We start from the raw sequence: 22,182 nt of genomic DNA, 5'->3' as shown, positions 1-22,182 counted from the left end.
TCGCCTCGGAATCTATGCCTTGCCGTGGCACGGCTGTTACACGACAGCAGGGAAACGGGGGGTTGCGGATCATAAGATCGAACTCTTGATCAACGGGCTGATCAGTGCTAGTCGCCCGTGTCCGTGTACTACCGCGCTCACTTGGCGCAGGGGATGGGAGATACGCCTGTGCCAGGGCGAATACCGCGTCGGCGCATGCTCCAGGTGGCCGGTGGCGGCCTGGTCGTCGGAACGGGGGCGGTGGGCGCCTGGCAGTGGCTGGCCCCCGACGCGCAGCGGGGCCGCCGCTCCGGGGAGTTCACGGCGCGGCCCGCCAAGGCCGCGGTCTCCGAGTCGTTCGTCCACATCATGGCGCACGCTGATGACTCCCTGTACTTCATGAACCCCGAGCTCGAGCAGTCCATACGCAGCGGCGCCCCCGCCGTGACGGTCTGCCTGACCGGTGGCGAGTCCGACGGCCGCAACGCCCTCAGCCACAGCCCCGGTTACGCCAAGCTGCCGGAGCAGCGCCCCGAGTTCGTGCGCGCCCGGATCAACGGCCTCCGTGAGGCAACCGCCCACATGGCCACCGGCGACTGGCTCAGCCCGTGGACCGTGGAGAAGACGACGCTGCTGCCCGGCTTCGAGGTCGAACTGCAGACCCTCAAGGCCGCCCCCCAGGTTCAGCTCGTCTTCATGGAGCTCGTGGAGGCCCGGGTCATGCGGGCGCCGCGCAAGGAGAGCCTGCGCGGACTGTGGCTCGGGGCGGCCCCGGTCCTCACCACGCTCGTGCCTGCCGGGAGCCCGGTCGAGCGCACCTTCCAGTACAGCCGCCAGCAGGTCATCGACTCGCTCACCGCCGTGCTGGAGCGCTACCAGCCGACCGTGGTGCGGACCCTGGACCCGAATCCCACGCACCTGCCGAAGCAGCCGCAGTACGCCGGCACCCCGCCCGTCCTGGAGGGCATATCCCGGCACGACCACCAGGACCACACGGCCTCCGCCCACTTCGCACAGGCCGCCCTCGCCCAGTACTGGGGGCGCAAGCACACGCGGCCCACGGCCGTGGACAGCTACGTCGGCTACGAGGTGGCGCTTCTGCCCAACAGCCTCGACGCGGCCACCACCGCCCACAAGATCGAGATACTCGACATCTACGGGTGGGCCGACGGCCGGGACTGCGGTGACCCGGCCGGCTGCGGCGACCGCAAGGTGGGCAACCGCTCGAAGGACACCCGCTGGTCCGACAACCTCCGCCACCGGGCCACCGGCACCCAGCGGTGGGTGCAGCCGCTCCCGGACGGCCGGCTCGCGGCCTTCGCGATTCTGGACGGCCGGGTGCAGTGCTGGACCGAGGCCAGGACCGGCAGCGGCATCTGGTCCAAGCCCGTGCCGGCCGGCGGCTCGATGCTGGAGGGCCAGGTGCAGGCCCTGCGCCACGCCGACGGCACCCTGCAGCTGTTCTCGGTGCGCACGGTCCTGCCGGCGCCGGGCACGGCGCACCGGCGCGAGGTCGTGACAGCCGCGCAGGACGGGCGGATGCCGGGCGGGGCCCCGGCGTTCGGCCCCTGGCAGTCCCTCGGCTCGCCCGAGGAGGAGCCCGAGCGGTCGATGGAGGTGGGCTATCCCGTCGCGGTCGCGGACAAGGACGGCACCGTTCACGTCTTCGTCAAGAACTGGTCCGGCGGCGTGAGCCGGCGCTCCGGCCCGGGCGGCCGGGACTGGACGGAGTGGGAGGAACTGGGCACGGCCACGGAACAGCCGGTGAGGGTCGAGGACGGGCTGGACGCCGTCCTCGACGGCAAGGGCCGCCTCCACGTCGTCGCCGCCGATACCAAGACCGTCCACCACTGGGTGTCCGCCGGTCCCGGCGCACCGCTGGAGCCGACCGGTCCGACCCGGCTGCCCGCCGCCACCGGGCCGCTGACCCTGGCCGCACTCTCCGGCGGCGGCGTACGCCTGGCCATGCGCCAGCCGGCCACCGCCCGCGTGGTGATCGCCGACCGGCCGGCGGACCACGGCGGCTGGCGGGTGACGTCCCAGGGCGAGTCCGTGGGCGGCTACGGCCGGGTGGCGCTGGCCCAGGCGGGCAACACCACCGTGCTCGCCGCCCGCGACGGCAAGGGCCTGATGCGGCTGTCGGCAGGCGCGGGCCGCCCGGGCCCCTGGCAGGACGGGGGCGTGCCACACCGCGGGACGGCCGGGCTGGCCCAGGACGCCAAGGGCCGCCCGGTCGTGGTGGTGCTCGGCATGGACGGGCAGCTCAGCAGCGCCCGGGGCAGGGGCACGGGGGCATCGGCCTTCACGGACTGGATCGCGCACGACGGCAGTGTGCACAGCGACCTGCAGACGTCGTAGTCGTAGCCGCACTTGCCGCTCCCACCGGGATCAGCATGGAGCGGCAGGAGCGGCAGGACGCGAAATCAGGACGTCAGGATGCCCAGGACGTCAGGATGCCGAAACGTCCTGCTTGATGATGCGTTCGATATTCCGTTCCGCCAGAGCGGTAATGGTCACGAAGGGGTTCACGCCGATGGATCCGGGAATCAGGGAACCGTCCGTCACATAGAGATTCCGGTAGCCCGATACCCGGCCGTAGAGGTCCGTGGCCTTGCCGAGGACGCAGCCGCCGAGCGGGTGGTAGCAGAAATCGTCGGCGAAATTCTTGAGCTTGCCGCCGAAGAGGTCGTACCGGTACATCGTCGTATTGGCCTTGTTGATCCGGTCGAAGAGCGACTTGGCGGCCTTGACCGCGGGGGTGTTCTGGTCCCGGGTCCACCGCAGATTCGCCCGGTCGCCGGCCGAGTCGTACACGAACGTGCCGCGCTCGGGGTTCTTGGTGATCGCCAGGTAGAGGCTGACCCAGGTCTCCAGGCCGGCCGGCATGGGGGCGATCTCGGCGAAGACGGGTGCGGCGGGGTTGTCCCAGTCGTCGATGCCCAGCGCGGGGATCGAGGACTGCCTGGCGCCGGTGGGGTTCCACATGTGGTTGGCGCGGGCCGTCATGATGTTGCCGTTCGGGCCCCAGCCCGCGCCGACCTCGCCGCTGAGGTCGGGCAGCGCGCCGGTCTCGCGGGCACGCAGCAGCAGTTCGGTGGAGCCGAGGCTGCCGGCGCCGAGGAAGAGGTACTTGCAGGTGATCTCCTTGGTGGCGAGCCGCTTGCCGTAGGCGTCGCCCTCCTCGATCGTCAGCACGTAGGAGCCGTCGCGCTGCCGGCCGATGGTCTTGACCTTGTGCATCGTCTTGATGGTCACCTTGCCGGTGCCCAGGGCCGAGGCGAGGTAGGTCTTGTCCAGGCTGAGCTTGCCGTGGTTGTTGCCGTAGATGACCTCGGTGGCGAGCGCGGACTTCGGCACCTCACCGGCCGCTTCGCGGCGCATGTAGTCGAAGTCGTAGACGTTGGGGACGAAGGTGGTGCCCAGGCCGGCCTTGCCTGCCTGCTCGCGGGAGACGCGGGCGAACTTGTACCACTCCGTGTCCTCGAACCACTTCTTGTCGATGTGGTTGACCCTCAGCGTGGAGTTGGCGCGCGGGAAGTACCGGTCGTACATCTCCGCGGCGTCGACGCGCGGCAGGACCTCCTCGAAGTACGAGCGCTTGGGCACCACGGCCATGCCGCCGTTGACCAGCGAGCCGCCGCCGACGCCGCGGCCCACGTACACCGACATCTGGTCGAAGTTGACGCGGTCCAGCACACCTGCGTACGGGGTGATGTTCTTGTTGACCACGTCGAACCACAGGAAGGAACCCAGCGGGGCCTCGGTGCGGCTCTTGAACCAGCTGGAGCGCTCGTCGGGCTTGAGCATGTTGCAGAAGACGTTGCCGTCCGCCCCCGGTTTGTCCCACTGCTGGCCCATCTCCAGCATCAGCGTCTCGACGCCTGCCTCACCGAGGCGCAGCGCGGAGACGGCCGCGCCGTAGCCGGTGCCGATCACCACGGCCGGTACGAAGGAGCCGTTCTCGCCCTTGGTGGCGGCGGCCGCGCGCGGGGCGGTGGTGATCGTGGTCGCTCCGCTGATTGCGGCGGCGCCCAGGGCCGCCATGCCGAGCAGCCGGCGGCGCGACAGGTGCTGGTTGTCTACCACTTTGGTGTACCTGACCTTTCGGATACTGCTGACGGGCCGCTGAGGTGCGGCCTTGATGGACCGTGGGGGTCTGCGGGGCCGCGCGTGGCGGTCCGCCGTCGCTACCAGGCGACGGGCAGCCGGTGGACGCCGTGGACCTGGGCGTCGTGCCGGAGGGGGACCTCCGCGGCCGGTACGGCCAGGCGCAGGCCGGGGAGGCGGTCGAGGAGGGCGGTGAGGCCGGCGCGCAGCGTGATGCGGGCCAGTTGCGCGCCGAGGCACTGGTGGATGCCGTGGCCGAAGGCGAGGTGGCCGGTGGCGTCGCGGGTGATGTCGAGCCGTTCGGGGTGGGGGAAGCGCTGGGGGTCGCGGTTGGCAGCGGCGAGACAGACCACGACGACCTCGCCTGCCCTTACGGTGGTGCCGCCGATCTCGGCGTCCTCGCGGGCCGCCCTCGTCGGGCCGTGGTGGACGACGCTCAGGTAGCGCAGCAGTTCCTCGGCGGCGCTCTCGGTCAGTGAGCGGTCGGCGCGCAGGGCGGCGAGCTGTGCGGGGTGGTCGAGCAGGGCGAAGACGCCGAGGCCGAGCTGGTGTGCCGTGCTCTCGTGACCGGCGAGCAGCAGCAGGAAGGCGAGCGCGGTCAGTTCGTCGTCGGTGAGGGCGGGGTCGGCGGCGATCAGGCCGCTGAGGACGTCGTCGGCGGGCCGGGCGCGCTTGAGCTCCACGAGCCGGTGGAGGTACGCGCCGAGGGAGGCGAAGGCGCCGGTGATCTCTTCGGCGGAGGCGCCGTGGCCGCTCCAGAGTGCGGCGTCGTGCCGGAACCGCTCACGGTCGGCGTGGGGCACCCCGAGAAGTTCGCAGATCAGCCGGGCGGACAGCGGCAGGGCGTAGTGGGCGAGGAGGTCGGCCGGGGAGCCCTCGCGCTCCATGGCGTCCAGGTGCTCTGCGGTGGCCTTCTCGGTCCACTCGGTGAGCAGCCGGATGCGGCGGGCGGTGAACTGGCCGGCCAGCAGCTTGCGGTAGTGCTGGTGTTCGCGGTCCCCGGGCCGGGCCGGCATTCCCGGTGGGGTGGCCGGATATTCGGCCAGCGTGATCGCGCGCGGCACGGCCGGATGCCCGCTTTCCCCCCGGGCCCCGAACCGGGGGTCGGCTAAAACGGCGCGGGCGGTGGAATATCCGGTGGCGAGCCAGCCGAGGCGGCCATCGGTGAAACGCAGGCGGGTGAGCGGCTCTTTCGCACGTAATTCCTGGACCGTGACCGGCGGGTCGAATCGGTTCTCGCGAGCAGTGGAGATCGCCACCGGCACGCCCTGGGTCATGTCCCGCCTTTCAAGGGATGGCACCGCCCGGCCTCTTCCGGCCCTTTCGGACGGCACACTTTTGGACGGCACGCTTTCGGACGGCACACTTCACATATGCACGAGCCGTTCACCGCCCGCTGGACAACGCTGTCAGCATTCGCCGGAATAACGGTATGAAGGCCCGTCAGGGCTGTCAACGGGATCGAATGCGTGTGGCACTAACCCTGTGGGATCCGGCCCGAGGTTCGGTCGCCCGAGGCCGGCCGGACTTCGGTTCGGTACGGTCGGGTACGGTCCGCTACGGCCCGCGCGGTGGCCCGGCGGGCGGGCCACGGCGGGGTCAGGGGCGCCCCGCTGCCGTGCCGCCGCCCGGCAGCAGGTGGGCCATGCCGACGAGCTGGGACCTGCCGGCCACATTCAGTTTCCGGTAGGCGTGGGTGAGGTGTTTCTCCACCGCCCGTGAACTCACCTCCAGCCATTCGGCTATCTCCTTGTTGGACGCCCCGTGTGCGGCGAGCCCGGCGACGCGGCGCTCGGTCCTGGTCAGCGCGGCGACCGCGACGGACGCCGTTGAGCTGGCGAAGTTCTGCAGTTCCCGCCCGGCTCCTTCGGCGAGCCAGGGCGCCCCGCAGCCGAGGGCCTGGTCGCGGGCCAGACGCAACTGTGTCTCGGCCTCGGCCAGCCCGGCGCGCAGCAGCCTCCGGCCGAGCAGCAGGGAGGTCCTGGCCCGTTCCATGCCGTTGACCGATTCCTCCAGGGTCGCCGCGGACTCGCGCAGCAGCTCGATGCCGCGTTCCCCTGTGGTGAGGGCGCCCTTGACGCGCTGGGCGCGGCCGATGGCGACGGGGGTGCCCCAGGCCACGGCGCGGGCGTACTCCTCCTCGATGAGGTCGTGGGCCCGGTGGGTGTCACCCATGCGGTAGTGCAGACCGGCCGCCCAGGCGCGCCAGGGGAAGACCGCGGGGTTGCGCCAGTCGGCGCGCTCCGCGGAGCGGCCCCAGTCCAGGAAGTACTCCAGCGCGGTCGGCAGGTCGCCGCGCTGCACGGCGGACGAGCCCCGGATGAGCTGCAGGGAGGAGGGCCGGTAGCCGTGGTCGGCGCCCTCGCGGCGGAAGGCCAGCAGGCGCCGGGCGAGTTCGGTGTCACGGCTCTCGATGGCGAGCATGACCACGGCGGTCATGCTCTGGAGCGTCGCCCAGTCGGCCACGCCCAGTTCGAGGGCCTCGGCCGCGTGGGCCCGGGCCTGCGTGAGCCGGCCCCGGGCGAGCATGACGTGGGTGAGCTCGACGGCCACCAGGGCCTGCGGGACGGTGGCGTTGTCCCGGCGGGCCCGTTCGCGCGCGGTCTCCAGCCAGGGGCCGATCGCCTCCAGGGAGTCGGCCGCGATGAGGGTGTGGGTCAGCAGCGGCAGGGCGGTGTGGGTGTGTTCGGGGGACGCCGGTTCGTACTGCAGGACCCGGTTGGCCAGCGGAGCCACCTCTGCCGCGGACATGCCCTGGGCCATGGTGGTGCCGTGCAGCAGGACGGTGACCAGCTCGCGCTCGGCCGCCGTGCACAGCGATGGCGTGGGGCCCAGCTCGCGCAGGCGGGCGGTGCACAGCGGAAGCCGGCCCGGTCCGATCACGGCGACGTGCCGCAGCCTGGCCTCCAGGCGCAGGGCGAGCTCGCGGTCGTCGCCGGTGAGCAGGGCCGGGTCGCCGAATTCGGCGGCGAGTTCGACGACCGCCTCGACGGTGGGCCGCGGGCAGCTGCCGAGCAGGGAGGGCGGGATGCGGACGGCGGCCTTGGCGCGCTGGGCGGCCGAGGGGAGCAGCAGCAGCGCCTGGGAGATGTGGCGGACCGCCGCGGCCGGGTCGAAGGCCCGCTCGATGGTGGCCAGGTCGACGAGGAGGGCGGCCCGGTCGGTTCCGGAGGGCGCGCTGCCCAGCAGGGCCCTGCGCAGGTAGCGGGCGGCGTCCTCGGGAGCCCCGCGCCGCGTCGCCGCGCTCGCGGCGGCCCGCAGGACCTGGACCGCCCAATTGTCCTGGCAGGAGGTCGCGGCGAGGAGCTGTGCGGCGGCCCGCTCGGCGGGGTGGCCGCCGCTGTGCAGGAGCAGGGCGGCGTAGACGTGGATGTCCTCCTGCTCCGCGGGCGTCATCAGTTCCTCGACGGCGTCGCGTACGGCCCGGTGGACGAAGGCGAGCTCCGGCCCGCCGGCGAGCAGCCCGAGCCGGTGCAGCACCCGGGCGGCCTCCTCGCGGCCCGTTTCGTCCAGTCCCGCGAGGCGGCCGGCGAGTTCCGGGTCGGTGCCGTCGTCGAGTACGGCGAGGGCCTTGGCCAGCTCCTGTACCGGGCCGGGCTGGGAGCGCAGGGCCACGGCGAGGCGGTCGCGCAGGGCGGCCAGGTGCGGTGCGCGAACGGTACCGGCCTGAGCCGTGGCGGGGGCGCCGGTGGGCAGGAGGGCGGTCAGGGTCGCGGTCAGGAACATCGGATGGCCGCCGGTGGCCTCGTGACAGGCCACCGCGTACTCGGGGTCGGCGGGGCGGCCGAACGCGGCGGCGACGAGGGCGGCCGTCCCGGCGGGGGTGAGGGGGCCGGGGCGCAGGATGTGGCAGGCGCGGTCGGTGATGTCGTGGATGCGGGGTTCCTCGGCGCCGGGCTCGCCCTCGCGGACGGCGACGACGACGGTGACCCGCAGGTTCGTCAGCCGCTTGGCGAGGTGGCCGAGCCAGCGCAGGGAGGGCGGGTCGGCCCATTGGAGGTCGTCGACCAGGAGCAGCAGGGGCCGCTGCGTGCTGCGGTCGGCGACGAGCGCCAGGAGTTCGCCGTGCGGGTCGTTGTCCGGCAGGTCGAGGAGGGCGCCGGGCCGCAGGGGGTCGAGGAGCTGGGCGGCCACGCCGAAGGCGAAGTCCTGTTCGAGCACGGCCCCGCTCGCGGTCAGCGCCTGGGTGCCGCGCCGTTCGGCGAGGGCGGGCAGGGCGCGCAGCAGGGCGCTCTTGCCGATGCCTATGCCGCCGGTCACCACCAGCAGGGAGCCGCTGCCGCCGGTTTCGGCGGCTTCCAGCGCCGCCGTGATCAGGTCCAGCTCGCGCCGCCGGTCGAGCAGGGGTGTCATGAATTCTCCCTCGGTACGCGCCCCAGCGCGTCGGCCAGCTCCGGGCGTCCTTGGATGCCCAATTTGCGGTACACCTTCGTCAGGTGCAGTTCGACGGTGCGCGGTGTCACCGACAGCTCGGTGGCGATGGTCCGGTTGGCGAGTCCCTGGACGGCCAGGGTGGCGACGCGCAGTTCGGCGCCGGTCAGCGCGCCGGGTGGTGCGGGGGTGCGCGCGGGAGCGGCCGCGGCGCTGTCCTGGGTCGCGGGCCGGTCGGTCTGCTCGGTGCCGGCCGCCCTTTCACCCGCCTCGGCCCGGCTCCTGAGCAGGGGGGCGATGGTGTCGTGGCCGGAGAGCGGTGCCGTCGCCAGGGCGGTGAGCGCCTGCCGGTACTGCCAGCCGGCGGGGGCGCCCGCCTCGGCCTGCCCGGCGGCGGGTCCGTCGGTCCCGCCGGTGGCGAAGAGGGTTCTGGCGACCGCGCCGGGGGCGCCCCAGGCGAGGGCGAGCCGGCGTTCCTCGGCCAGTAGTCCCGCGGTCGTGGCGTCGTGCGGGTCGAGGCCGCGGGCCGCGGCTGCGGCCGAACGCCAGGGCAGCAGGGCGGGGTTGGCGGCCTGCCGGGCGAGCAGGAGCCGGCCGCATTCGAGCAGGTCCGCCAGTGCCCGGTCGCGGTGTCCGGCGGCCAGGCGGGTGCGGCCGCGGGCGTAGAGCAGGTAGGCCCAGCCGATGCCGGCTTCGGCGCAGCCCGCGCGCGCGAGAGCGACGGACCGCTCGGCGCCGGCGACGTTGCCGTTGCGCAGGTAGATCAGCGTCTTCAGGGCGACGAGGAGGGAGGTCATGCGGGGGTGCCAGCAGTGCGGGGGCATCAGTTCCTGGGCGCGGTCCAGGGCTGCGGACGCGTCGTCGGGCCGTCCCTCCTGGAGCCGTGCCAGGGCTCTGATGAGCAGGGTGGCACCGGCCACGGCGCGTGCGTCGGCGTGTTCGGCGCGCAGCAGCACCGTGTCGAGGCCCGCGTGTGCCTCGGCGAAGTCGTCGGCGAGGACGAGGGCGCAGCACGCCGCGACCTGGGTGGCCAGCGGGGCGGTGTCCGCGGCGGCCGGCTTCAGGGCGGCGCGGGCGAGCTCCCGGGTGCGGATGATGTCCCGGCCCTGCAGCGCGGCGCGCCAGGCGGCGACGGCGGCCTCGGCGGCGTGCTCGGGGCGGTCGGGCAACGGGGGCACGGGGGGCCGGTCGAGGGCGTGGGTGGTGTCGCTCTGGCCGTGTTCGGAGAGCCAGTACAGCGCGCGCAGCGCCGCCCGTTCGGGGGCGCGCAGCTCGGAGCGGGCCGCGGCCTGGGCGATGAGGGGCTGGGCCGCGCCGGCGTCGCCGCGGGCCACGAGCAGGTCGGCGGCGCGTACCCAGGAGGAGCCGGCGGTCGCGTCCGCGGGGGTGAGCAGGGCCTGGCGCAGGTGCCGGTCGGCGATGTCGGGCGCGGAGGGCAGGACGGCCGCGGCGAGTTCGGTGAGGGTGCGCGCCCTCAGGTGCGGGGCCATGGGTTCGCGCAGGGCGCGCTGCAGGAGGCGGGCCGCTTCGGCGGGTCTGCGGGTGGCGCGGTGGCGTGCGGCTTCCCTGCGCAGGACGTCCACCGCCCAGGAGGCGCCCAGTACGCGTGCGCCGAGCAGCATGGCCGCCAGGGCGCTGTCCGGTACGGCCGCGCGCTGGGCGCGTTCGGCGGCGCGGGCGAACAGGTCCTCGCGGCGGTCGGCGCTCATACGGGCCAGCACCACGTCGGCCGCCTTGGGCTCGCGGAAGGCCGGGCGGGCGGCGTCGGTCAGCAGTCCGGCGGCGCACAGGAGTTCCAGGGCGCGCCGGGTGCTCAGGGTGCGGGGCGCCGCGACGGCGGCGACGGTGTCGGGGCCGGCGGCCTGCCCGCACACGGCGACGGCGCGCAGGACGTCCAGGAGTTCGCCGGGGAGCGTGGTGAGGGTTCTGACGGCGCGTTCCCTGACGGCTTCGGCCGCGCTGTCGGTCAGGTGCGGGAGGTGGTCCGCGCGCGGCGTCCAGCCCTGACGGCCGAATCGCATGGCCACCGCGCGCAGCACGGCGGGGTTGCCTTCGGTGGCGCGGGCCGCCGCGTCCTGGAAGGCCTCGTCGACCGGTTCGCGGAACGCCGCCGCCAGCATCTCGCCCACGCCGGTGGCCGACAGCGGGGCGAGGGTGAGGGTGTGCCGGGCGACGGTCCGTCCCTCGTCCAGGGTGCGGGGCTCCACGCGGTCGTGGGGCCCGGCCGGGGTGGCGCCACTGCGGGCGGTCACCAGCATCAGCGGGGCGGCGGACAGCCGGCGGGCCAGGGCCTGGAGGCAGCGCAGCGAGTGCGGGTCGGCCCATTGGACGTCGTCGACGGTGATCATCAGGGGGCGGGCGCGGGCAGCGGCGAGAAACGCGTGGCACAGTTCGGCGGTGCGGCCGGGCCGGTCGTCCCGCTCGTGCGCCGGCGGCAGGTGTGCGGCCAACGACGGTATGGCAGTGGCGAGTTGGGTGACTACGCCGTAGCGCAGTTCCGTCTCCTCCCACGAGGCCTGGGCGGCGGCGACCTGGACACCGGCCCGGCGGGCGAGACCGGCGGCCCGGTCCAGCAGAGCGCTGCGGCCCAGGCCGGGGACGCCGTGGACCTCGACCAGCGCCGAACGCCCGGTGCGCAGGGCGGCGAGCAGTTCGCCGAACAGCCGCTGCTCCTGGCCGCGTTCGACGAGCGGGGGTGCGCTGCGGGGGCTGCCGACCGGCGGGCGTCTGGGCGGGCGCTCGTCTGTCACCTGCGGCTTCACCCGTCTCTCCTCGTGCTTCGATCCTAGTGGCTGGGTGCGTGGACGTCGGTGGCCGCGCCGCGGCGGCGGGTTCCGGGCGGGCCGAAGGCGCGCAGTCCGCCGGGCAGCTGGGCGCGGCCGCGGACGTCGAGTTTGCGGTAGACGTTGGTCAGGTGCATCTCGACCGTGCGGGGGGTGATGAACAAGGCTTCGGCGATCTCTCTGTTGCTGTTGCCGCCCTGGGCGAGGGTGGCGATCCGGCGCTCGCTGTCGGTGAGCGAGTCGAGCGGGCTGGCGGCGATCTGGGGCATCCGGCCGCCGGCGGTCACGAGCAGGGTACGGGCGACGGCGCTGAGCGCCTGGTAACCGCAGCGGGTGGCCAGTTCGATGGCCTGCCGCAGGTGCCGGCGGGCCGCGGGGGCGTCGTCGCGGGCCAGCAGCTCGTGGCCGAGCTGGTAGGCGGCCTTGGCGTGCTCCAGGCGGGCGGGCGAGTCGGCGAGGACGTCCACGGCCTCGGCGAGCCGGTCCACCCGGGCGCGGCCGTCGGCGACCACGGCGGCGGCGATCAGGCCGATGCCGTGGGCGCGCGGGGTCCCCCAGCGCCGGATGTGGGGCTCGCTCCGCTCGACGATGCCGGCGGCTTCCGCGGTGCGGCCCAGGCGGACGAGGGTGGTGGTGGCGGGCAGCCACCAGGGGGCGAGGACCGGGTTGGTCACGCCCGCCTCCTCCAGGCTGCGCCCGCAGCGCAGCCACAGCTCCAGCGCGCCTTCGAGGTCGCCGAGTTCACGCCGTACCCGGCCCTGGGTGTAGAGGTAGTGGTGCCATTCCCAGATGTGCCGGTCGGTGCCCCTGCGGCCGAGGGGGTCGAGGATGGCGGCGGCCTCGCGGGCCTTGCCCTGGGAGAGCAGGGCGGTGCTCAGGGCGATGGAGGGCATGGGGTAGCCGGCGGTGCGCTCGTTGTGTTCCACGATGTCGAGCGCGGCCCGGGCGTCCTTGGCGGCGCCGGTGACGTCGCCCACGCCGTGCAGGGTCATGGACCGGCCGACCAGGGCGGCGATGTGCATCCGCGGCTCGTAGCGGGTGCGGCTGCCGGCCAGCGCCCGTTCCAGGCCGGCCAGCGCCTCGTCGACCTCGTCGGCGAGGCCGAGGACGACGGACGAGCCGAGCACCCACCAGCCGGAGGGCGCGGTCTCCTCCACGCGCAGGGACCGCCGGGCGAGCGAGGCGGCTTCGCGGGCGGTCGCGCCGTCCAGGGCCGCGTAGGTGCTCATGGCGGACAGCAGGCGGCGCTCGGCGGGGCTGTCCCCCTCGGGCACGGGCCAGGAGCGGGCCCGTTCGCGGACCACGGTCATGGCCGCCTTCTCGTTGACGGCGGTGACCAGGAGGGCGGATTCGACGGAGGTGCGCAGCTCCCGTACGGCCGGGTCGGGTTCGGTGCCCAGTTCGGCGTGCAGGCCGTCGAGGACGTCCCCGAGGGCGCGTACGGCCTCGGGGGCACTGCGGGTGTTGAGGGCGGCCAGGCCGTACTCGACGGCGATGGGCGCCTGGTCGAGAGGCGTGGTGGCGGCGTCGAGGGCTTCGCGCAGGTGCCACAGCGCCATGGCGGGGGCGACGCGGGCGCAGGCCCTGGCCAGTTCGACGCGGATGTCCTTGCGCCGGTCCTCGGTGAGACCGGCGGCCAGAGCTCGTTGCAGGTAGCGGACCGCGGCTTCGGCGGCGGCGCGGCCGGGGGCCTCGGCGGCGGCGTCGCGCAGCACGGCGAGCATCCAGGGTTCGTCGAGCTCGGCCAGCAGCACCAGTTGGTCGGCGACCTCGGCGGCGGGCCGGCCGGTGTCGTTGAGGATCCGGGCGGCGCGGGCGCGCAGTTTCTCCAGTTCCGGTGCGGGCAGGTCGGCGAGGACCGCTGTGCGTACGGGGTCGCACATGGCCCCGGGGGCGCCGGGGGCAGCGGGGACGAGGACCTCGTTGCGCCGCAGGGCGTCCATGGCGGCGGTCATCCGCGATCCGGTCACCCCGGAGAGCGCGGTGAGCAGGTCGGGCTCGGCGTGGCCGAGGACGGCCAGGGCCCGGGCCACCTGGCGCACCGGGCGGGGCTGGCCGGCCAGGCAGTCGGGGACGGCGGAGGCGACGACGCCTTCGCCGGCGGCCGCGAGGCGGTGCAGCCCCGAGGCGTCGGGGCGGACTCCGGCCTCGCGCAGCCCGGCGAGGAGCCGGTGCAGCAACTGCGGGTTGCCGCCTGTGATCTCCTCGCAGCGGCCGACGAACCGCTCGTCGGGGTTGCCGCCGAGGGCGCGGGCCACCAGCTGGGCGGTGGCCCCGGTGCCGAGCGGGCCGAGTTCGACGAGGGTGCAGCGGTCCTGGGCGAGCATCTCGGTGAGCACGGCCGTGCCGGGGCCGTCGCAGCCGGTGCGCTGGGAGAGGACGACGAACAGGGGCCGGGCGGCGGCTCTGCGCACGACGAAGTCGAGGCATCTGAGGGACTCTTCGTCGCACCACTGGGCGTCGTCGAGCACGAGCGCCAGAGGATTTTCGGCCATCAGGTCCACGGCCTGCCCGTAGACCCGGCGGTGGGCGGCGAAGCTGTCGCGGGTGCGTCCGGCGAGCAGGGTGCCGTCCGGGGGGCGGGGGGCGGACGGCTGGGGTCCGAAGAGGGCGTTCACCCCCGGGCGTTCGCCGGTGCGCTCGTCCGCGGGGCGGCCTGTGTGCTGACGGACGGTGAAGCCGGCGGGGTGCAGGCGGTCGGTGACGGCCCCGAGGAGGGAGGTCCTGCCGATGCCGGCGGGACCGCGGAGGAGGACGACGCGGGCGGTTCCCTCACGGGCCCGCGCCGCCAGCCGTATCAGGCCGCTCAGCTCGAAGGAACGGCCGGCCAGGCGCCGGGGACCGCCCTGACCTGCATCGAAGGTGACCGTCATGGCGTTCCTCTTTCATGAAGCCACACTGGACCTCTGGTGACCGACATGCCGGGGCACGGCCCTCGTGGGCTGACTTGCACGATCAAGATCGGAAACGACGGTAACAGTACCCCTAATGGTGACCCATCACGTTTGAGCCAGAATGGCGAGTGGCCGTGACCGATGGGGAACGCCGGGTAACCGGCCTGTCCAGAGGACGTACCCCTCCGACTGCCTTTGTCAACGCAATTACACCTCTTGATAGATGGAGCCCGAAAATGCACGCCTTCGCCGAGCTTGATATCCGACAGACATATGACTCCTGTACGCTGCGGCGTTCTGCCCGTCCGGCCGGGTACGTCCCCGCCGACCGCTGACCCGGCCGGGTATCCGTCGCGGCCGCCACCGCCCGGCCGCCACCGACTCACCGGAGCGACCTGTGCAGCTACACCCGGATCCCCCGGCACCCTCCGCCCGGGCACCGGCGACGGCGCCCCCTGGCCACGAGCCCTGGACACTCCGGCCGACGGGGCATTCGACCTGTGGCTGCTGCACACCCCCGACCCCTGGCTGCCCACACCGCTCGACCTGTCGCCGCTCGACGAGCGGGAGCGTGGGCGCGCGGCCTCCTTCACCCGGCCCGCCGACCGCGGCAGGTACGCGGCGGCCCACCTGATGCTGCGCCGGATCCTCGGCGCCTACCTGGACCTCGCGCCCGCAGCGGTCCGCTTCGTCCGCGAGGCGTGCCCCTGCTGCGGAGAGCCGCACGGCAGGCCGGCCGTCTCCGCGCCCGGAGCCCCGCACTTCTCCATGTCGCACGGCGGAAACCTCGTACTGATCGGGGTCGCCACCGCCCCCGTCGGCGTGGACACCGAGCAACTCCCGGCCGCTCACACCGTGTCGGAGGTGTCCGCGGCGCTCCACCCGGCCGAGCGCCGCGAGATCATGGCGGCGCCCGCGGCACGGCGGGCGGCGGTGTTCACCCGGCTGTGGGTCCGCAAGGAGGCCTACCTCAAGGGCCTCGGCACCGGCCTGGGCCGCTCGCCCGACCTCGACTACCTGGGCAACGGCGGTCCGTCCGCCCCGCGGTGGCCCGCCGGGTGGACGATCGTCGACGTGCCGGTCGGCGCGGGGCACGCCGCGGCGGCGGTCCGCGGGAAGCTCAACAGCCGGTACGAGGTCAGGCGGTTGGACCCGGAAGGGCTCACCGCCTGAGCGTGGGCGCCACGGGGCTGTTCACGGGTGACGGCGGGGGGCCGGGAGGCCGTCCTCCCAGGGCCGGGTGGTACGGGTGTTGAAGCGGGCGCGCACCGGGAGGTGCAGGCGAGGCCACACTGTAGTGGCCGGTGCCGATGGCGCGCCCGCCATTAACCGCGGGCCGGCCGCACGGTCACTTGGCGACCGTCCACTGGCCGGTCTCCTTGGCGAATCCGGAGTCGGGCGTGAACGTGACGGCCTTGGGCTTGGTGTTCTCGGGCACCGACACCACGACGTAGCCGAGGGCCTTCTCGCCCGCCTTGAGCTTGACCGAGGCGGGCATGTTGGGACCGGCGGTGGTCGAGCCCATGGAGTGGGTGAAGGCCTGCCCCTGGTCGTCGACGACCTTCACACCGTTGGCGGGGCTGTCGTCGTACACGGTCCGACCGGTGTTGACGATCTCGAACTGGGCGGCGACCCAGCGCTTGCCCGCGGAGGGCTGCATGTACTTGTTGTCGCTCTTGGCCGGGTCGGCCCAGTTCTTCAGCGTGACCGCGACCTGGGCGCCGTTCTTGGCCTTGAGGTTGGCGGTACCACCGACCGTCAGATCGCCGCCCCTGTCGCCGCCCTTGTCCGGAGCGGGCGCCGGGTCCTTGGGCGCCCGGCTCTGTGCCGCGCTCGCGCTGCTGTCGGGCTTGGCGTCGACACCGTCGCTGTTGCAAGCGGTGGCGGTGGCCGCGATCGCTATGGCGATCGCGGCGGTGGTGAGCTGACGGCGCATGGTGGTGAATCCCCCGTGTGGTTCTGTATTGACGTGCACATTTCTACGACACGTCAGGGGCTGGATTCGGCCATCGGGCGCCCTGTGGGCCTCCTGTGACAGTTGAGTGATCAAACCGTGGCAGCAATTTCGGTCCGCTCCGGACGTACCGGGCCTACCGGATCGGCATGCCCGACACCGCCCGCGCGATGACCAGCCGCTGGATCTCACTGGTGCCTTCGAAGATCGTATAGATCGCCGCATCGCGGTGCATGCGTTCCACCGGGTACTCCCGGGTGTAACCGTTGCCGCCGAGGATCTGCATGGCCTGGGCGGTGACGGCCTTGGCCGTCTCCCCCGCGAAGAGCTTGGACATCGAGCCCTCGGCCGCGGTGAAGGGCCTGCCCGCGGTCGCCATCCACGAGGCGCGCCAGACGAGCAGGCGGGCGGCGTCGATGCGGGTGCGCATGTCGGCGAGCTGGAAGGCGATGCCCTGGTTGTCGATGATCGGACGGCCGAACTGCACCCGGGTCCTGGCGTAGTCCAGGGCGACCTCGTACGCCGCTCGCGCGATGCCGACCGCCTGGGCGCCGACGGCGGGGCGGGACGCCTCGAAGGTGGCCATCGCGGCGTTCACGGCCCGCTCGCCGGCCCCGGCGGCGCGCTCGCGGGCACGGGCCAGCCGCTCGTCGAGCTTGTCCTTGCCGCCGAGCAGGCAGTGGCCGGGGATGCGGACGTCCTGCAGGACGACCTCGGCGGTGTGGGAGGCGCGGATGCCGTGCTTCTTGAACTTCTGGCCCTGCGAGAGGCCGGGGGTACCGGGCGGGACGACGAAGGAGGCGTGGCCGCGGGCGCCGAGCTCCGGGTCGACCACAGCGACGACGACGTGGACGTCGGCGATTCCGCCGTTGGTGGCCCAGGTCTTGGTGCCGTTGAGGACCCATTCGTCCTTGGCGCCGTCATGGACCGCGCGCGTACGCATCGCCGAGACGTCGGAGCCCGCGTCGGGTTCGGAGGAGCAGAAGGCGGCGATCTTCACGTCGTTCGCGTCGCCGTACATCTGCGGCACCCAGGTGCCGATCTGCTCGTCGGTACCGTTGGTGAAGACGCTGATCGCGCCGAGCCCGGTGCCGGCGATCGCGAGACCCAGCCCGGCGTCGCCCCAGAAGAGCTCCTCCAGGGTCATGGGGACGCCCAGACCCGTGGGATCGAGGAACTGCTGGGCGTAGAAGTCAAGTGAATACAGCCCGATCCTGGCGGCCTCACGGACCACCGGCCAGGGGAATTCCTCCCGTTCGTCCCACTCGGCGGCTGCGGGGCGCATGACGTCCGCGGCGAAGCCGTGAATCCAGTCGCGGATGGCCTTCTGGTCCTCGTCGAGCTCCAGCGCGAAGTCCCCCATGTCCCCTCCCGGGCCACCTTACTTGCGGTAACGCGAGTGTGTTACCCGCCAGTAGATGGTGTCAACTCCCCCGCCCCTCGAATCCGCTGCGTGGAGCGGGTGTTACGTTGCGCAGGCGTTTGTGAATCACTGGGCGGGGAGGCACGTCTTATGGGGACCAGTCAGCGGGACGAACAGCAGCGGGCGGCGGAACAGCGGCGCAAGGAGCTGCTGGAGGCCGCCGACCGCGTGGTACTGCGGGACGGGCCGGGGGCCTCGATGAACGCCATCGCGGCCGAGGCCGGCATCACCAAGCCGATCCTCTACCGCCACTTCGGCGACAAGGGCGGCCTGTACCGGGCGCTGGCCGTACGCCATACCGACGCCCTGCTGACGGGGCTGCGTGCGGCGCTCGACGCACCCGCCGGCCGGCGCCAGAGGGTCGAGGCGACCCTCGACACGTATCTCGCGGCGATAGAGGCCCGGCCCCAGGTGTACCGCTTCCTGATGCACCCCGCCGACGAGGGCAGGCCCTCCGAGCAGGGCTTCGACGTGGGCCGGCACTCCGCTCCCCTGCTGCGGCGCCTCGGCGAGGAACTGGCCCTGGTCATAGCCGAGCGGGTGGACCTCGGGCCGGACGGCGAGGAGCTGGCCCGCGCGTGGGGCCACGGGATCGTCGGCATGATGCACGCGGCCGGCGACTGGTGGCTGCGCGAGCGCCCCTGCTCGCGCGGACGGCTGGTAGGACACCTCGCGGACCTGCTGTGGGGGCGCCTGGCCGTTTCGGGCGAGCGCGCCGACGGGCCGGGCTTCTGACTCGTTTTGTCCTCAATCACCGGGCGGGCTGATAATTCAGCCCGTCCGGCGATCGAGGACCGGGGCCTGGGGCGGAGCCCCGTCAAGACCACTTCGGCGCACCGCCCGCAGCGCGCGGCGGCGCCGCAGCCCCGTCACATGGTCGAGGTACAGGCCGCCCCTCAGGTGGTCGCACTCGTGCTGCAGGCAGCGGGCGAAGAAACCCGTGCCGCGCACCTGGACAGCCCTGCCGTCCGCCGTGAAGCCCTCGACCACGGCCTCGTCGAAGCGCGGCGTACCCGCCTCGATGCCCGGCACGGACAGACAGACCTCGGGCCCGCGGACCGTGATGCCCTCGGCGGTCACCAGCCGGGGATTGACCAGATGCCCCAGGTGCCGGCGGTCCTCGTCGTCCGGGCAGTCGTAGACGAAGACCTTCAGCGGGACGCCTATCTGGTTGGCGGCCAGACCCACGCCGCCCGCCGCGTACATGGTGGCGAACATGTCCTCGACCAGAGTCGCCAGGTCCGCATCAAAGTCCGTCACCTCCTCGCAGGGCGCCACGAGACCCGGGTCTCCGAGCAGCCGCATGGGCCGCACTCGTCCTGAACTGCCGGGAATCGTGCCTCTTCGCATGGGCCCAAGAGTACGTTCCATGGACGGCGGGTTCGGGCCCGCGCCCGGATCTCGATAGGCTGATCCCCGACCGAAGCCTCCTGGCTGACGATTCGGCGCGGAGGGGGCGTTCCACCGGCGGACCAGGGACAGGCGCGGCGCCGGAACAAGGAGGATCTAGGACGATGGCAGGCAACTCGGGGCCACTGTCGCCGCGGGCCAAGCTGGCCGTGACGGCTGGCAAGGCGGCTGCGGCGGTGTCGCGGGCCGCGGGCCGCGGCAGCGGGTCGGTGATCGGCGGCAAGGTCGCGCTCAAGCTCGACCCCGACCTGCTGGCCCGGCTGGCAACCCACCTGGACGTGGTCCTGGTGTCGGCCACCAACGGCAAGACGACCACGACCCGGCTGATCGCCGAGGCGCTGCGGGCCAGCGGACCGGTGGTGTCGAACGCGCTGGGCGCGAACATGCCCGCGGGCATCACCTCCGCCCTGGCGGGCGGCTCGGACGCGCGGTACGGCGTGATCGAGGTGGATGAGAAGTACCTGGCCGGCGTCGCCCGTGACGTCGCACCGAAGGCCATAGCGCTGCTGAACCTCTCGCGCGACCAGCTCGACCGGGCCGCGGAGACGCGCATGCTCGCCGAGAAGTGGCGCGAGGGGCTGGCCGGCACCAAGGCCGTGGTGATCGCGAACGCGGACGACCCGCTGATCGTGTGGGCGGCTTCCTCGTCGCAGAACGTGGTGTGGGTGGCGGCCGGCCAGGAGTGGAAGGACGACGCCTGGTCGTGCCCCTCCTGCGGCGGTGTGATGCAGCGCCCGGGCGACGACTGGTTCTGCGGCGACTGCGGCTTCAGGCGGCCCACCCCGAGCTGGGCGCTGTCGGGCGACTACGTCCTCGACCCGCACGGTTCCGCGTGGCCGATCCACCTCCAGCTGCCCGGCCGGGCCAACAAGGCCAACGCCACCACCTCGGCCGCCGTGGCCGCGACCTTCGGGGTGCCCCCGCAGGTGGCGCTGGAGCGGATGTACCAGGTGCAGGCGGTCGCGGGCCGGTTCGACGTGGTGTCGTTCCTGGGCCGTGAGGTACGGCTGCTGCTGGCGAAGAACCCGGCCGGCTGGCTGGAGACGTTCTCGCTGATCGACGGGCCGCCGGCGCCGGTGATCCTGGGCGTGAACGCCCGCGGCGCGGACGGCACGGACACCTCGTGGCTGTGGGACGTGGACTACCCCAGGCTCGCGGGGCACCCGATCTTCGTCATCGGTGACCGCAAGCTCGACCTCGCGGTCCGCCTGGAGGTCGCGGGCCTGGAGTTCCGGGTCTGCGAGAGCGTGGACGAGGCCGTGCAGGCGGCCCCGCCCGGCAGGATCGAGCTGATCGCCAACTACACCGCGTTCCAGGACGTCCGCCGCCGCGTGGGCAACTAGCCCCGCGAGCACCGAAGGATTGTGAGCATGAGCCAGAACAGTCTGCGTGTGGTGTGGGTCTACCCCGACCTGCTCAGCACCTACGGCGACCAGGGCAACGTCCTGGTCCTGGAGCGGCGCGCCCACCAGCGCCGCCTGGACGTCCAGCGGGTCGACGTACGGTCCGACCAGCAGATCCCCACCTCCGGGGACATCTATCTGATCGGCGGCGGTGAGGACCGTCCGCAGCGGCTGGCGGCCGAGCGGCTGCGCCGCGACGGCGGCCTGAACCGGGCCGTCGCCAACGGCGCGATCGTCTTCTCGGTCTGCGCCGGGTACCAGATCCTGGGCCACGAGTTCATCAACGACCTCGGCCAGCGTGAGCAGGGCCTGGGGCTGCTGGACGTCGTCAGCACCCGAGGCGAGGGCGAGCGCTGCGTCGGCGACGTGCTGGCCGACATCGACCAGCCGCTGGGCCTGCCCCCGCTGACCGGCTTCGAGAACCACCAGGGCATCACGCACCTGGGCCCGACGGCCCGCCCCTTCGCCCGGGTCCGCTTCGGCAAGGGCAACGGCACCGGTGACGGCACCGAGGGCGCTTACCACGAGACCGTCTTCGGCACCTACATGCACGGCCCGGTCATGGCCCGTAACCCGCATGTCTCGGACATGCTGATCAAGCTGGCGCTGGACGTCAACGCCCTGCCTCCGGTCGATGACCGCTGGTACGAGGCGCTGCGCGCCGAGCGGATCGCGGCGGCGACACAGCCCGCATAGCGGACGGTCGCGATCCCCGCCGCCGCTGCCCGTTAGGGTGGCGGGGATCGCACCGGACGACGGGGTCCGGTCTCCGGCCCTGTCGCGGCCCTGGTGCCGCCCCTGTTGCGAGGTTCCCTGTCATGCGTATCGGTGTTCTCACCTCCGGCGGCGACTGCCCCGGTCTCAACGCCGTCATCCGCTCCGTCGTGCACCGCGCGGTCGTCGATCACGGCGACGAGGTCATCGGCTTCCGCGACGGCTGGCGGGGCCTGCTGGACGCGGACTACCGCGAGCTGGACCTGGAGGCCGTGGGCGGCATCCTGGCCACCGGCGGCACCATCCTCGGTTCCTCCCGGGTACAGCCGGCGCAGCTGCGCGACGGCGTCGAGCAGGCCCGCGGCCACGTCGCCGACCTGGGCCTGGACGCGCTCGTCCCGATCGGCGGCGAGGGCACGCTCAAGGCGGCCCGCCTGCTGTCGGACGCCGGGCTGCCGATCGTGGGCGTCCCCAAGACCATCGACAACGACATCGCCTCGACCGATGTGACCTTCGGCTTCGACACGGCGGTGGGGGTGGCGACCGACGCCCTGGACCGGCTGAAGACGACGGCCGAGTCGCACCAGCGGGTGCTCATCGTCGAGGTGATGGGACGTCACACGGGCTGGATCGCCCTGCACTCGGGCATGGCGGCCGGCGCGCACGCGATCGTCGTGCCGGAGCGGCCCTTCGACATCGACGAGCTGACCGCGGTGGTCGGCAAGCGCTTCCTGGCGGGCAAGAGGTTCGCGATCGTGGTGGTCGCCGAGGGCGCCAAGCCGCGCCCGGGCTCCATGGACTTCCAGGTCGGCGCCACGGACGCGTACGGGCACGAGCGGTTCGCCGGGGTGGCCGGCCAGCTCGCCGGTGAGCTGGAGCGGCGCCTGGGCAAGGAGGCGCGGCCGGTGATCCTCGGCCATGTGCAGCGCGGCGGCACGCCCACCGCGTACGACCGGGTGCTGGCGACGCGTTTCGGCTGGCACGCGGTGGAGGCGGTGCACCAGGGCGCATTCGGCATGATGACGGCGCTGCACGGCACGGACATCGCGCTGGTGCCGCTGGCGGCGGCGGTCGAACAGCTCAAGACGGTGCCGGCGGAGCGGTACACCGAGGTGGAGTGCGTGCTGTGAGCCGCCCCCTGCCC

The 22,182-nt window shown here is 73.2% G+C and carries 14 protein-coding genes; 6 read left to right on the top strand and 8 right to left on the bottom strand.

Going from position 1 to position 22,182, the window contains the following annotated elements:
• The first annotated feature begins 195 nt into the window (after positions 1-195).
• Positions 196-2,337, top strand: a complete 2,142-nt coding sequence (locus tag AB0F13_RS13225; RefSeq protein WP_362079852.1) for a PIG-L family deacetylase — start codon at positions 196-198, stop codon at positions 2,335-2,337.
• A 90-nt stretch (positions 2,338-2,427) separates the two neighbouring features.
• Here the strand turns inward: AB0F13_RS13225 and AB0F13_RS13220 are convergent, their stop codons facing one another.
• From AB0F13_RS13220 to AB0F13_RS13200, 5 genes are all read right to left on the bottom strand, one after another.
• Entirely contained in the window at positions 2,428-4,023 is a 1,596-nt protein-coding gene (locus AB0F13_RS13220; RefSeq protein ID WP_362080263.1) for a GMC oxidoreductase, read from the bottom strand.
• Between the two features lie 143 nt (positions 4,024-4,166).
• Positions 4,167-5,363, bottom strand: coding sequence for a cytochrome P450 (locus tag AB0F13_RS13215; protein ID WP_362079849.1), 1,197 nt, complete (start codon positions 5,361-5,363; stop codon positions 4,167-4,169).
• 322 nt (positions 5,364-5,685) lie between these two features.
• Entirely contained in the window at positions 5,686-8,439 is a 2,754-nt protein-coding gene (locus tag AB0F13_RS13210) for an AAA family ATPase (protein ID WP_362079846.1), read from the bottom strand.
• The gene (locus AB0F13_RS13205; RefSeq protein WP_362079843.1) at positions 8,436-11,219 is read right to left on the bottom strand and encodes an AAA family ATPase; all 2,784 of its coding nucleotides are present in this window, start codon (positions 11,217-11,219) and stop codon (positions 8,436-8,438) included. Before AB0F13_RS13205 ends, AB0F13_RS13210 begins: the two co-directional genes overlap by 4 nt.
• Before the next feature lie 23 nt (positions 11,220-11,242).
• Complete coding sequence (locus AB0F13_RS13200; protein WP_362079840.1) at positions 11,243-14,113, bottom strand: AAA family ATPase; 2,871 nt, start codon at positions 14,111-14,113, stop codon at positions 11,243-11,245.
• Positions 14,114-14,407: 294 nt separating this feature from the next.
• Between AB0F13_RS13200 and AB0F13_RS13195 the strand changes: the two genes are divergently transcribed.
• Positions 14,408-15,307, top strand: a complete 900-nt coding sequence (locus AB0F13_RS13195; RefSeq protein ID WP_362079837.1) for a 4'-phosphopantetheinyl transferase superfamily protein — start codon at positions 14,408-14,410, stop codon at positions 15,305-15,307.
• A 175-nt stretch (positions 15,308-15,482) separates the two neighbouring features.
• On the opposite strand, the gene AB0F13_RS13190 is transcribed toward AB0F13_RS13195, so the two are convergent.
• Positions 15,483-16,070: a DUF4352 domain-containing protein gene (locus tag AB0F13_RS13190; RefSeq protein WP_362079834.1), complete on the bottom strand. Its 588-nt coding sequence runs from the start codon at positions 16,068-16,070 to the stop codon at positions 15,483-15,485.
• A 154-nt stretch (positions 16,071-16,224) separates the two neighbouring features.
• Entirely contained in the window at positions 16,225-17,451 is a 1,227-nt protein-coding gene (locus AB0F13_RS13185) for an acyl-CoA dehydrogenase family protein (RefSeq protein ID WP_362079831.1), read from the bottom strand.
• 150 nt (positions 17,452-17,601) lie between these two features.
• Between AB0F13_RS13185 and AB0F13_RS13180 the strand changes: the two genes are divergently transcribed.
• Positions 17,602-18,246 (top strand): TetR family transcriptional regulator, encoded by a 645-nt coding sequence (locus tag AB0F13_RS13180; RefSeq protein WP_362079828.1) that lies wholly within the window; start codon positions 17,602-17,604, stop codon positions 18,244-18,246.
• 36 nt (positions 18,247-18,282) lie between these two features.
• Here AB0F13_RS13180 and def read toward each other — a convergent pair whose 3' ends face one another.
• Entirely contained in the window at positions 18,283-18,861 is a 579-nt protein-coding gene (def, locus tag AB0F13_RS13175) for a peptide deformylase (protein WP_362079825.1), read from the bottom strand.
• 164 nt (positions 18,862-19,025) lie between these two features.
• Between def and AB0F13_RS13170 the strand changes: the two genes are divergently transcribed.
• From AB0F13_RS13170 to AB0F13_RS13160, 3 genes are all read left to right on the top strand, one after another.
• On the top strand, positions 19,026-20,264 hold the full coding sequence (locus AB0F13_RS13170) for a MurT ligase domain-containing protein (RefSeq protein WP_362079822.1): 1,239 nt from the start codon (positions 19,026-19,028) through the stop codon (positions 20,262-20,264).
• A 27-nt stretch (positions 20,265-20,291) separates the two neighbouring features.
• A complete protein-coding gene (locus AB0F13_RS13165; protein WP_362079819.1) occupies positions 20,292-21,020 on the top strand; it encodes a glutamine amidotransferase in 729 nt (242 codons plus the stop codon).
• 122 nt (positions 21,021-21,142) lie between these two features.
• A complete protein-coding gene (locus AB0F13_RS13160) occupies positions 21,143-22,168 on the top strand; it encodes a 6-phosphofructokinase (protein WP_362079816.1) in 1,026 nt (341 codons plus the stop codon).
• The last annotated feature ends 14 nt before the right edge of the window (positions 22,169-22,182 follow it).

Origin of the sequence: Streptomyces sp. NPDC026206 (assembly GCF_040638465.1) — a bacterium.
Taxonomy (GTDB): Bacteria; Actinomycetota; Actinomycetes; order Streptomycetales; family Streptomycetaceae; genus Streptomyces.
This window is presented reverse-complemented; position numbering and strand designations above follow the sequence as displayed.